This is a genomic window from Rhizobium terricola, assembly GCF_012927355.1.
Classification (GTDB): Bacteria; Pseudomonadota; Alphaproteobacteria; order Rhizobiales; family Rhizobiaceae; genus Allorhizobium; species Allorhizobium terricola.
The window spans coordinates 1444331-1457145 of sequence record NZ_JABBGK010000001.1; the positions used below are offsets into that span (position 1 = coordinate 1444331).

The 12815-nt window shown below is 62.5% G+C and carries 10 protein-coding genes and 2 tRNA genes; 3 read left to right on the forward strand and 9 right to left on the reverse strand.

Annotated elements, in window-relative coordinates; all coding sequences use genetic code 11:
- Nucleotides 1–47: 47 nt before the first annotated feature.
- The 9 genes from exoR to HHL25_RS06920 all read right to left on the reverse strand — a co-directional run bounded on the left by exoR (nt 48) and on the right by HHL25_RS06920 (nt 10405).
- Nucleotides 48–842, reverse strand: coding sequence for an exopolysaccharide production regulator ExoR (gene exoR / locus HHL25_RS06880; RefSeq protein WP_169588502.1), 795 nt, complete (start codon nt 840–842; stop codon nt 48–50).
- Nucleotides 843–1395: 553 nt separating this feature from the next.
- Entirely contained in the window at nt 1396–2541 is a 1146-nt protein-coding gene (locus HHL25_RS06885) for an OmpP1/FadL family transporter (RefSeq protein ID WP_169588504.1), read from the reverse strand.
- 434 nt (nt 2542–2975) lie between these two features.
- Nucleotides 2976–5819, reverse strand: coding sequence for a valine--tRNA ligase (locus HHL25_RS06890; RefSeq protein ID WP_169588506.1), 2844 nt, complete (start codon nt 5817–5819; stop codon nt 2976–2978).
- A gap of 117 nt (nt 5820–5936) precedes the next feature.
- Complete coding sequence (locus HHL25_RS06895; protein ID WP_169588508.1) at nt 5937–6797, reverse strand: PopZ family protein; 861 nt, start codon at nt 6795–6797, stop codon at nt 5937–5939.
- A gap of 149 nt (nt 6798–6946) precedes the next feature.
- Entirely contained in the window at nt 6947–8341 is a 1395-nt protein-coding gene (locus tag HHL25_RS06900) for a TolC family outer membrane protein (RefSeq protein WP_315853034.1), read from the reverse strand.
- A 256-nt stretch (nt 8342–8597) separates the two neighbouring features.
- On the reverse strand, nt 8598–9269 hold the full coding sequence (locus tag HHL25_RS06905) for a protein-L-isoaspartate O-methyltransferase family protein (protein WP_246701700.1): 672 nt from the start codon (nt 9267–9269) through the stop codon (nt 8598–8600).
- Nucleotides 9270–9414: 145 nt separating this feature from the next.
- On the reverse strand, nt 9415–9741 hold the full coding sequence (locus HHL25_RS06910; RefSeq protein WP_169588510.1) for a hypothetical protein: 327 nt from the start codon (nt 9739–9741) through the stop codon (nt 9415–9417).
- A gap of 155 nt (nt 9742–9896) precedes the next feature.
- A tRNA-Cys gene (locus tag HHL25_RS06915) sits at nt 9897–9970 on the reverse strand.
- Between the two features lie 147 nt (nt 9971–10117).
- Nucleotides 10118–10405, reverse strand: a complete 288-nt coding sequence (locus tag HHL25_RS06920) for a hypothetical protein (RefSeq protein WP_169588512.1) — start codon at nt 10403–10405, stop codon at nt 10118–10120.
- A gap of 160 nt (nt 10406–10565) precedes the next feature.
- On the opposite strand from HHL25_RS06920, the gene HHL25_RS06925 reads away from it, so the two are divergent.
- The 3 genes from HHL25_RS06925 (at nt 10566) to HHL25_RS06935 (ending at nt 12780) form a co-directional block, all read left to right on the forward strand.
- Nucleotides 10566–10640, forward strand: a tRNA-Asn gene (locus HHL25_RS06925).
- Nucleotides 10641–10788: 148 nt separating this feature from the next.
- Entirely contained in the window at nt 10789–11013 is a 225-nt protein-coding gene (locus tag HHL25_RS06930; RefSeq protein ID WP_169588513.1) for a hypothetical protein, read from the forward strand.
- 318 nt (nt 11014–11331) lie between these two features.
- On the forward strand, nt 11332–12780 hold the full coding sequence (locus HHL25_RS06935) for a cryptochrome/photolyase family protein (protein ID WP_169588515.1): 1449 nt from the start codon (nt 11332–11334) through the stop codon (nt 12778–12780).
- The last annotated feature ends 35 nt before the right edge of the window (nt 12781–12815 follow it).

Below are 12815 nucleotides of genomic sequence, written 5' to 3' on the forward strand. Positions count from 1 at the left end.
GCGCCTTCTCTAAAGATTGACGGACTGGGTAAAACCCACTCCCATCGTCATTCGGTCTGGCTGTAGACCTGCGGAGCGAGCGCGACCGCGACACGGCGGTCTTCCTCGTTGGCGATGGAGAAGGCCTGCTCCTGCAGATCCTGCATCCAGCCGCAGTCCTTGGGCGGACACTTGTCGAGTGCCGCCGTCAGGAATGCCAGGCCTCGAACCGTCTGGCCTTCCTGGAACAGCACGTTGCCGAAGATCGACATGGCACCCGGATGGCCGCTCTTGCGGGCAAGGTTCAGCCACTTCTTAGCCTGCTGGACATTGGTCTTGCCGCCCTCGCCGGCCAGGATCATCCGGGCCAGCTGGAACTGCGCTTCGGGCACGCCGAAGGTGGACGCCGCCTGGAAATAGAGCTGCCGCGCCTGGGTGAGATCGATCTGGACGGGGCTGCCCGGAATGCCCTGGCGATAATAGCGGGCAAGCGACAGCAGAGCATTGACGAAAAAGCCGGTGTCCTCGGAGCCCGGTTCGACGCCCTGGCTGGCGATCTCAGCATAGATCTTGAACGCGGCAAAGTCGTCCTCGACCACGCCGTCGCCGTCCGCATACATGTTGGCGAGCGCCCAGCGCGACCCGGTGTGGCCCTTTTCGGCCGCATAGCGGTAGGCTTCCACGGCCTCCTGCTTCTGGCCGTTCTTGTAGGCCTTGAAACCGAACTTGAAGAGGTCGAAGGGTCCGGACTCCTTGCTGACGCCGGCATTGATGTCGAATGCGTGTCCGGCCGTCCCCGCCATCAGGAACAGGAAGGCGGAGAGAAGCAAGGTAGCCGGAGACTTCCAGTCTGTTGTCTGCATAATCCCGAATTTCTTCCACAACACTGCAGACATCAGCATGCCCATTCGTTCATCATCGAAGGCGCAGCCTTGTCTGTAAGTAACTCTGGCATCGAACGATGAACATCCGGTTCATCATCCCGCCACGCGTCCGTATCCGTCGTATTTCCGACGATCAGCTTTCCATAAGCGACGAAATGGAGCTTATTTCTCGTTTCGGGCAAGACTGCGACTGTATCTCGACAGACCGCGCCAGAAAGGCCTGAGACCGCACCCAAACCCGGCGGCACGCCTTCGACACTTGAATTTCGGGAGTTATTTCGACTGCCTTGCCCCATACCCACTCACGCCACGCTTACTCAAAACTGCACACCCGCGCTTTGTTCCTAGATCGCTGCGCTTCGTTTGTGGCGGGAAATGGACAAAATTGGCCGATGCGGGGCGCCGCGACGAGGATTCAGGTCATGTTGCAAATCCGTCACATTCCGGTACACGACCTCATGCCTCCGTTTACGAAAAAAGCCCGGGCAAGCCGGGCTTTCTCCAAACGTGCGTTCCTCGATCCTTGACGATCTTAGAAGGTGATCCGGTAGGAACCAGAGATCGCGTAGGCCCAGTCGCCATCCGCGGTCGCGTTGTAGGTTGCACCGGTTGCCGTAGACTGGCTGCCTTCCGTCAGATAGCTGACGGCACCGCCGAAGCGCAGTTCGCCCGGGCCGTGCTTGACGGACACGCCTGCACCGATAGTCCACGTGTCGGAGTAGATGTCGGCGCCGGTGTCAACACCCTTGTCCCAGGTCACGTTGACCGTGCCGGCGAACTTTTCCGAGAAAGCGTGAGCTACACCGGCCTGGAGCGTCCAGCCATCCTGCCAGTTATAGACGTCATGCTGGGCCGAATAGACGCCCGGAGCAGGCGTCCCAAGGCTGTAGTCCAGCGAATCCATGACGCTCCAGTCAGTCCACTTGGCCGAACCGTAGACCATCCAGCCCGGCGCTACACCGCTCTGGAGGGAGAGCTTCACGGACTGCGGCAGCGTACCACTGCCGAAAGCATCGCGCAGACCCCAGCCCGGACGTACTGCCGGGTTCCAGTCCATGGTACCCTCATCAGCCTCATGCTCGACTGCCGAACGGTACATCAACTGGGCCCGAAGGGCGTATTCGGGAATATCGTAGCCAACACCGAAGCGATAACCGAAGGCCGAATCGTCTTCAAGGTTAAGCGTGCCGGCGATGCTGTTCGCTGTGTAGGAGAAGTCCTGCATGAACACGCCACCCAGGAAATGGAGACGACCCTTGCCAGCCTGCATGCTGACGTCGCAGGTCGCGCCGTATTCATTGGTGATGAAGTCCTTGTGCCTCGTCCGGGTCGGGCTGGCCGCCTGGGCCTGCGTGCCGTAATCCGCGTCCGCGCCGAAGGGCTGCGTATAGGTCAGGGCGCAGCCGAAGTTCTCAGTCGCCTGGAACTTGAACGCCATGCTCGGGATCCAGTACTTCTGCGAGAACGCATCATCGGTAGCATCTGCACCGTTGATCGTTGCGAACTGACGATGCGGAACCACGAGGGTCGCACCGCCACGCATGACATACTGACCGTCCTCATACAGGATATCCGTATCGGCCTCGCCGCGGCTCCAGCCGCCTGCCTGGGCGCTCGTTGCCAGCGCGCTTACGCCGAGCAAACACAAAACCGCCGTCTTCTTGAGATTGGTTGCCATCTCTCTCCCCACTACTGGCATCAACTGGTTGTCAGTGTATCCACGTCTCACCGAATGACAATCTACCGCAGGCACCCCTGATCACGGGGATTTTACATCGAAATTTACGTAAACATTCTTACGTGCACGTAAGATTGTATCGACCGTAGAAATTATTTCTACATCGACGCGGTTAAGAATTCGTTCTTGGATTTTAATTCCAACACCTCAGCAAACCGTTGCCCGACTGCCACAAATCTCAATTTGTGTGCGAAAGATCACAATTCACAAAACCGAGCGAATGAAGACAGACGTGCTCGCGCAATTCCGGGCAAACGGTTGATTCGAGCGGAGATTCAGGAGTGGTTTCGACGTTTCGACGCCGATTCTTTACAACCTGCCCACGAGCGGGGGTTGCAGGCGGCGGATCCAGGCCCGCCGCCCGAGCGTCAGTCTCAGCCGGCCTCGACGACCCGCTTCAAGGCGGTGTCCAGACTGGCCTTCTGAGCTTCCAGTTCGTTGTAACGCTCGCGCTCGGCGGCAACCACTTCCGGATTGGCGTTGGCGACGAACTTCTCGTTGGCAAGCTTGCCGGCGATGCGACCCATCTCCTGCTCCACCTTGGCGATCGCCTTTTCAAGGCGGGCCTTTTCGGCCGACAGATCGATCAGGGTGCCGAGCGGCAGGCAGGCGGTGGCCTCACCGACCACGATCTGGGCAGCGCCCTTCGGCGCCTCATCGGCCAGTGAAATGCTCTCGACGCGCGCCAGACGCTTGATCGAGGCCTCGTGACGGGCGAGCCGGTCGCGGGTCACCCCGTTTGCCGCCACCACGACGAGCGGGGCCACGGCACCCGGCGGCACGTTCATCTCGGCGCGAACCGAACGGATGCCCGAAACGAGATCGACCAGCCAGTTGATGTCGGCCGCTGCCATCTCGTCGGCAAACTCGGGCGCCGGCCAGGCGGCATGGCAGAGCAGCGTGTCACGCGTCCTGCCCTCACCGGCGGTGTGGGCCCAGAGCTCCTCGGTCATGAAAGGCATGAACGGATGCAGGAGCTTGTAGGTTTCGTCGAGGACATAGGCCGCGCAGGCCTGCGCCTCTGCCTTGGCCTTCTCGTCGTCGCCGGAGAAGACCGGCTTCAGCAGTTCGAGATACCAGTCGCAGAAGCTGTTCCAGACGAAGCGGTAGAGGCTGCCGGCAGCGTCGTTGAAGCGGAACCCGGCGATCGCCTCGGTCACCTCGGTCTCCGTGCGGGCAAGCTCGGTCAGGATCCAGCGGTTGATCGCAAGCGTCGTGGTCTCCGGCAAGAAACGCGGATCGCTCTTCGCACCGTTCATCTCGGCAAAGCGGGTCGCGTTCCACAGCTTGGTGCCGAAGTTGCGATAGCCGGCGATGCGGGCCGGATCGAGCTTCACATCGCGTCCCTGCGCCGCCATGATGGCGAGCGTGAAACGCAGCGCGTCGGCGCCGTATTCGTCGATCAGTTCGAGCGGGTCGATGACGTTGCCCTTCGACTTCGACATCTTCTGACCGTTCTTGTCGCGAACGAGCGCATGAACATAGACCGTGTGGAAGGGCTCGACCGGGTTTCCGGCATCGTCCTTCATGAAGTGCAGCCCCATCATCATCATGCGGGCGACCCAGAAGAAGATGATGTCGAAGCCGGTGACGAGCACGTCCGTCGGATAGTATTTGGCGAGCTCCGGGGTGGAGCCCGGCCAGCCGAGCGTCGAGAAAGGCCACAGCGCGGAGGAGAACCAGGTGTCGAGAACGTCCTCGTCGCGGGTCAGGATATCGCCCGGCGCGAAGTTTTCGAGCTTCTCCTGAACCCAGGCCTTCCACGGTCCCTCATGGGCCAGATAGTGCTGGACGGCCGCGTCGAGCGCCTCTTCTTCGGTCTTCTCAACGAAGACCTGACCATCCGGACCATACCATGCCGGAATTTGATGCCCCCACCACAGCTGGCGCGAGACACACCACGGCTGGATGTTCTCCATCCATTCGAAATAGGTCTTTTCCCAGTTCTTCGGGACGAACTTGGTGCGGCCCGCGCGAACGCTCTCGATCGCCGGCTTGGCCAGCGTCTTGGCGTCGACATACCACTGCTCGGTCAGCCGCGGCTCGATCGGAACGCCGCCGCGGTCACCGTGGGGCACCATGTGCTTGTGCGGCTCGATCCTGTCGACAAGGCCTTCGGCCTCGAGGATCTCGACGATCTTCTTGCGCGCAGCAAAGCGATCGAGGCCCTCAAGTTCGCCCCAGACCATTTCCTGCTCACGGTTCGGGGTCAGACCTTCGAGAAAGTCCTCGTCGCCAACGATCGCAACATTGCCCTCGACCGTCAGGACGTTGATGGCGCGAAGGCCCGCGCGCTTGCCGACCTCGAAGTCGTTGAAGTCGTGGGCCGGGGTCATCTTGACCGCGCCGGTGCCGGCTGTCGGATCCGGATACTCGTCGGCGACGATCGGGATCTTGCGGCCGACGATCGGCAGGATGACATGCTTGCCGACGATCGCCTTGTAGCGTTCATCCTCGGGATGGACGGCAATGCCGGTGTCGCCGAGCATGGTTTCCGGACGCGTCGTCGCGACGACAAGGTAGTCGCGCGTTTCATATTCGGTCGGCTTGCCCTCGTCGTCGAAGGCAACCGGATGCTGGTAGGTGACGCCCTCTTCCAGCGGATAGCGCAGGTGCCAGAGATTGCCGTTGACCTCGACCTGCTCGACCTCGAGGTCGGAGATCGCCGTCAGCAGCTTCGGATCCCAGTTGACGAGGCGCTTGTCCTTGTAAATCAGGCCTTCCTTGTAGAGCGAGACGAACACGTCGAGGACCGCCTCGGACAGGCCTTCGTCCATGGTGAAGCGTTCGCGTGACCAGTCACAGGAGGCGCCGAGGCGCTTCAGCTGGTTGAAGATCAACCCACCGGATTCGGCCTTCCACTCCCAGACCTTGTCGATGAAGGCATCGCGGCCCATGTCGCGGCGGCCCGGCTGCTTTTCAGCTGCCAGCTTGCGCTCGACGACCATCTGGGTGGCGATGCCGGCATGGTCCATGCCTGGCTGCCACAGCACGTCCTTGCCGCGCATCCGCTCGAAACGGATCATGATGTCCTGCAGCGTGTTGTTGAGCGCATGGCCCATGTGCAGCGAACCGGTCACGTTCGGCGGCGGAATGACGATCGTGAAAGTGTCCTCACCGGGCTTGGCATTTGCCCCGGCGCGGAAGGCATCCGCCTCTTCCCAGGCCTTGGCGATCTTCGGTTCGACGGCGGCGGAATCGTAGGTCTTTTCGAGCATTTTCTGACCAGACTTCGAGGTTCTTGTTGCGGTTTGTAAATAGGATGGCCGATCACGAGTCAATAAAAAAGCCGCCCCGGGTGCCGGAGCGGCCTTGACCCTGCGCTCGGCAGAAAATCAGCGGCGGGGGCCCCGCGCCACGCGTTCGATCTCCTCGCGCACGAGCCGCTCGACGAGCGTCGGAAGGTTGTCGTCGAGCCATTCCTGGAGCATCGGGCGCAACATTTCCTCGGCCATCTCATCGATCGAACGGTGCTGCTGGCCATCAAGGGCGGCGGCAAGCTCGCCGAAGGAGCGCGACACCTGCTCGACGGTCGCAGCCGATACGATCGCCTTGAGGTCCTGGCCTGCCGGCTGAAGAACCGGCTCGACGGCGGTAACGGCCGGAGCCTCGGGCTCGGCGACAGCAACATCCGCCAGTGCCGCGGCTTCGAGATCGGCCTGTTCGGTGACCGCCAGCGGCTGGTTCGGCATCGGAATTTCAAGTCGAGGTTCCGCCGGGCGCGGGGTTGCCGCGCGCAGCTCGATCATGCGCGTCGTCATCACGGGGCTCTCGGCCCGCGGGGCAACGGGCGTAGCGGCGACCGGGGCCGGTGCCGCGGCCACAGGTGCAGCCGGGGGCTCGACCGTCGAAGCACGCTCGACCCGCTCGGAGGCCGAACGGACCCGGGCGGCGAGGTCGGCAAGCGAAATGCTCTTCACCTTCTCCGCTTCTGCGGAAGAAGGCTGGGCAGGAGCGGCCGCGAAGGACGGCCCGGCATCGTTGGCGGCGACCATTTCCGCGGCGGCATAGGCGTCCTCGTCGTCGATCGTCAGGCGGATGTCGCCGTCCGCCTCTTCCTCGTCGCCGCCGTAAACCGGCGGAAGCGAAGAGGATACCGACTGGCTGCCGCCCGGATCATTGCTTTCGATGATCCGCCGGATCGATGCCAGGATCTCTTCCATGGACGGTTCACGCGCTACGCTAGGCTGGGCCATATTCATCCCCGTTGGTCCCCGAAATCTGCGGCAGACGGCAAAAGGCCGGGCCGATTTCGAATCACCTTAGGATACTCGTTCGTTGAAAAAAATCACGCCGGGCGCACTAAATCCGACTGATGCACAGCTTTGTTCGAGCGGCCGCCGGCTCAGCGGCCGTCGACCGTGCGCAGCCCAAACCAGGCGTCCTTGACCGCCTCATAGTGCTCTTCGGACCGATACTCTGCGACCTGGAGCCCCTGGCTCTTGACCGTCAGGCGACCGGATGCAGCGAGCACCCCATAGCTCGCGACGACCGAGTTGCGCTGATAGCTGACGAGGCTTTCCTTGGCCTCCAGAACGCTCTGCTGGGCGTTCAGCACGTCGAGCGTGGTCTTCTGGCCGACATTGCGCTCCTCGATGACACCCTGCAGGGCGAGGTTGGCGGCCGAGAGCTGCTTGCGGGCCGCGGCGATGGCCGCGGTCGCGGCTTCCATCTGCGCATAGGCGGAGGTCACCTGCTGCTGAACGCTGGCGCGGGCCGAGTCGACCAGGATGCGCTGCTCGCCGAGGGTCTCCTTGGCCTTGCGCACGCTGCCGTATTCGGCGCCGCCCTGATAGATCGGAACCTTCAGCTGCGCGGTAATGCTGGCCACGCTATTGTCGGGGCTGGTCACACCCGGCAGGCTGCTGGGCTCGGTCGTCCAGTTACGGCCGACATTGCCCTGGATCACGATTCCCGGCAGCAGCCTGCCTTCCGCAGACTTGACCTCGTAGCCGGCAGCATCGACGACATGCAGCTGGGCGAGCACCGACGGATGTTCGCGGATGGCGATCTGGACAGCGGCATCAACGCTGGGCGGCAGCGACTTGGTCGCCGGCGACGGCTGCTTGATGCCCTTCGGCGCTTCGCCGACGATCTGGACATAGGTCGCCTCGCTCTGCTTCAGCTGCGCGATCGCTGCGGCGAGCAGAGCCTGCGATCCGGCGAGCTGCGCCTCGGCCTGGCTGACGTCGGTGCGGGTGCCCTCGCCCACCTGGAGGCGCGCATTGGCGGCGTTGAGCTGTTCCTGAAGGAAGGCCAGGTTCTGCTTGCGGATCACCACGATCTGCTGGTCGCGCGCGACGTCGGCATAGGCCTGGGCCGCACCGAGCAGAATGGCGATCTCGTTGGCTCGCAGTCCCTCGCGGTTGGCGAAAACGCCGGCCTCTGCGGCTCGCACATTGTTCAGCGTCTGAAAGCCGTCAAAGATCTGCTGGGTGATCGAGACACCGACGCTCTGCGTGTTGTAGCTGAAATCGGACCCGGCCGGCCTGGTGATGTCGGTGACGCTGATCGCGCTCGCCGTCGCGGTCGCTTCGACCTGCGGCCGCATGCCGGCCTTGGCGATGGTAACGTTCTCGTCGGTGGCGCGCAGTGCCGCGCGGACAGCATTGAGATCCGGATTGTTCTCATAGGCCTTGGCCATGGCCCCCGTCAGCGTTTCCGCAGAGGCATGTCCGGCCGCCAATATCATCAAGGGAGCAAGAGCGGCGGCGAGAGCGGTTTTCCGGATGATCGACACAGGTCACTCCACTTCTGGTAGCGGCAGGCCTGCCTCCCGCAGTCCTCGCCCGACGATCGCCCGCGGGAAAGAACGCAAGACGACACGTTAAAATTTTCTTCCAATCCCCGCATCCCTGCAACATTTGCGACGGCGGGAACGCCGCCGGACCAGGAGAATCGGTTCGAACGTTGCTCTTCGGCAACAATTTCATTCGAAAATGATTAAATTGACGCCGGGTACTGACCGTACCCGGCCCGAAACGCGTCTGTCGTTCTCAGAAAACGAATTCAGCAGCCTTGCGGAAGCCCGGCAGCGGCTTCACCGCAGCGTTGAAGTATTCCGTGAAGGAGAAGGACGCACCGGCGCGGATATAGAGGCGGGCGCGGGCCGCATTGCCGTAGCCGACCACGGCGACCAGGCGGCCACCTTCGCGCAGCTGGCCCAGCAGGCTTGCGGGCAGTTCCTCGACGGCGCCGTTGACGAAGATCAGATCATAGGGCGCCTCGGTGGCATAGCCCTTTTCGAGTTCGCCGACGACGACGGCGACGTTGTCGCAGCCAAGTTCGGTCAGTGTGGCGGTCGCCTTGTTGGCGAGCGTCTCGTCGCTTTCAACCGCAACGACCGAACCTGCCAGCTGCGACAGGAGGGCCGCGGCGTAGCCGGCACCGCAGCCGATCTCGAGCACGACGTCATCCTTGCCGACCGCTGCGAGCTGCAGCAGCTTGGCGAGCGGCGACGGCTCCATGACATAGCGGGCGGGCTTGCCATCGGTCGCGGCCGCGACCTGCATGTCCTCGTCAATATAGGCGAGCGGGCGCAGGTTCTCCGGAACGAAGGCTTCGCGCGGCACCGAGAGGAACGCGTTCAACACCGAATGCGACGTCACGTCGGTCGTGCGGATCTGGTTGTCCACCATCTTGGTGCGTGCTGCTGCGAAGTCCATCATGTCAGTTCGTCCCACTTCCGGCCGGGTTTGTGTCTGCAGTGTCTTAATTGCAGGGCGTTCGGCTTTCAAGACGGGTCGATGCGGCGGGAACAGATTATCGCGAAGACGCTCTCACACGACCTGCCGTCCCGCCGGCGCGGCATGCTTATTCCTCGATCTCGTATTCGTCGCTCTCGCAGAGATCGATCTTGTTGCTGACATCGTAGAAGCTGTCGTCCTCGAAGACCGCGCGAGTCGTGAAGACGCAGGCGTCCGAGCTGTCATTGATGGTCAGCTTGCGCGACTTGCCGGCCCAGAGACCCTTCTTGTTGAGCAGTTCAACCCGCTTGCCACCACCTTCGGGCGTGGCGAAGAACTTGACGATCATGTGCGAGGTGCTGTTCTGCAGCGTCAAGGTGCGGCTCTCGGCAGAGGCAGAGACGGGCATGAATGCGGCCGAAGCGATCAGGGCGAAAGTGGCGAGGTGGCGCATGGTGGGCTCCTTGTTAACACAGGAGCCGCTTTAGCCGAGCGTCAGGCGCGGGCAATGGCCCGGATCGGCCAAATCTGTGCCGACCCGGCGCAAAAGCGCGATCTGTCCAGTTTTGGCCGGAAAAGCGTTAGGTATCAGCTCAGAAAAGAAGGGAATGGAGGCCTCGCCCGGAATCGAACCGGGATGCAAGGATTTGCAGTCCTCTGCGTAACCACTCCGCCACGAGGCCATTCCGATATAAGTGCGAGCGGTGCGGGGCGTTTAGAACGGATCTGAAGTGAGCGCAAGGGGCTTCTTCCGTCACCCAGGAAATTTTGTGCGGCCATCACCGCGAGCGACCATCGCGACCTCGGCCAGACCCAGGAGGTGCCGCGTGTCAGCGTTTTCCCGCGCGGTTCACGGCCGGATAGCGCTTGCGCCACCAGATCGCCATGCGGCGGCGGCGGCGGCGCACGGCGGGAAGATCATGGGACAGAACGAAGAGACCGAGCGGCACCATCCAGAAGCCGAGCACGGGCAGGAATCCGAGAATGCCGCCCCCGATCAGCGCGGTGCCGGTTATGATGCGTCCGACCCTGTTTCGCGGGAAAGGAAGCTCGAAACGGTCCAGCACAATCCTGCCCCGGTCCGTATCGATGCGATATTTTCGTTTTTCAACAGCCATGCGAAACCCTTGTCTTGCCGGGCAAACATCGGCTTTCCCGGCTCCCCAGAGATGGGATGCGGGCAAAATAAAACAACCTCGTCACATTTTTTTTGAAAAACCGCTTGGCAAATCGAACCAGCATTTGTATTACCCCGCTCACACCGCGCCAAGCGGCTGTTCCCTGGTAGCTCAGCGGTAGAGCATTCGACTGTTAATCGACAGGTCGCCGGTTCGAATCCGGCCCGGGGAGCCATCTAATTCGAGGCCTGCGCTGACCAAGCGCGGGCCTTTTTCTTTTTCCGTGCCATGCTGCGACACTTCTCGCCCCGCGCGAAACCCCCTCTTCATTTTTGCCTGTTATCAGTTCCGCATACTTAGTGACTGTCAGGAGAATGATATATATGTGGCTCGAGCTTCATGACGGGGACGGTTTCCCCTTCTTCGTGAACATGAACAATGTCGTGGACTTTCGCTGGTACGAGCGCGAAAAATACACCTGCCTCCTGACGAATGCCCCGGTCGCGGAAAAACTGCACCGGCTCTACGTGCGCGAGAGCGCAACCGAGATCATGCAGATGCTGAACGGGGGCGAACCGCGTCGGGCCAAGATCGCTGCGGCGTCCTGACCGCGATCGCGCCCCGTTCTGGTGGTCCTGCCGATCGTGGCGATCCGCATTTTTTGAATTTTGGCCGCGGGCGCTAGGCGCGGGCGGCAAATCGTGTCACTAGGCACGAGGGACGCGAGCGCCGTAATTTATAGTACGGGCTCGGGCGAGTTGATTGACGTCTCCTCACGCTGCAGCGCGATCACGCTGCCGTCCTTCTCCCCCCCCCTCCGACGCCCCGGTCCTGCCGATTTTTCGAAAAAACGCAGATTGGCTGTGATCCTCGCGAACGAATCGGTCGTATACTGTGCAGACGCATACGATACGAGCCGCATCCCGATGAATTCCCGCGACAATTTCCCGATCATCCTGTGGTTCCGCAAGGACCTGCGGCTCGACGACAATCTGGCACTTGCCTGTGCTGCGGAAAGCCTTCGGCCGGTCGTGCCCGTCTATATCCTCGAACCGGAAGACGCCGGCAACGGCCCGCTCGGCGCGGCTCAGGCCTGGTGGCTGCACCATTCGCTCGAGGCACTTTCGGCTTCGCTCGCCAAGATCGGCAGCCGCCTGGTGCTCCGCCGCGGCCCGGCGGATGCGGTCCTCGGCGACCTGGTGGCGGAGACCGGGGCGAGCCATGTGTTCTGGAACCGCCGCTACGATCCGCCCGGCATCGCCATCGACACCCCGCTCAAGGAGGAGCTGACGCGGAGCGGGCTTACCGTGCGCAGCTTTGCCGGCCAGCTGTTGCACGAGCCTTCACGGCTGAAGACCGGCGCGGGCGGTCCCTACCGCGTCTACACGCCCTTCTGGCGGGCACTGGAGGCCTCGGGCGAGCCGGTGGAACCTGTCCCTGCGCCTCAGCGACTGGTGCCGCCCACCGACTGGCCCGCTTCGGAGCGGATTGACAGCTGGATGCTCACCCCGACCAGACCCGACTGGGCGGCTGCCTTTTCGTCCGTCTGGACGCCCGGCGAGGCGGGGGCTGCCGAAAGGCTCGAGCGCTTCATCGACCGGGGCCTCGACAGCTACAAGTCGAAGCGCGACTGTCCGGCCCTGCCGCACACGTCCGGCCTGTCGCCGCATCTGGCGCTCGGCGAGATCTCCCCTGCCCGCGTCTGGCATCAGACCCGCGGACTGACGGACGCGGTCGCCGCGGACGACGTCATCCACTTTCGCAAGGAGCTCGCCTGGCGCGATTTCTCCTATCACCTGCTCTTCCACTTCCCCGACCTCGCGAGGAAGAACTGGAATTCGAAGTTCGACGCCTTTCCCTGGCGCCATGCTCCGGATGATTTGAAACGCTGGCAACGCGGGCAGACGGGTTTTCCGATCGTCGATGCCGGCATGCGGGAACTCTGGCAGACCGGCTTCATGCACAACCGGGTGCGCATGATCGTCGCCTCCTTCCTGATCAAGGACCTGCTGATCGACTGGCGAGAGGGCGAGCGCTGGTTCCGCGATACGCTGGTCGATGCCGACCCGGCGTCGAATGCCGCAAGCTGGCAATGGGTCGCCGGCTCCGGCGCCGACGCCGCGCCCTTCTTCCGCATCTTCAACCCCATCACGCAGGGTGAAAAATTCGACCCGGATGGCGATTATGTCCGGCGCTACGTGCCGGAGTTGAAGGACATGCCGAACAAGTTCATCCACAAGCCCTTCGAGGCGCCCCTGCTGGTGTTGAAGGAAGCAGGCGTCAGCCTCGGCCAGACCTATCCGCTGCCGATCGTCGATCACGGCAAGGCACGCGATGCCGCCCTTGCGGCGCTTCAGGGGTTGAAGGCGGAGTGAGGTGGGATGAAGAGGTGTTCAAGTCTCCGCATCCA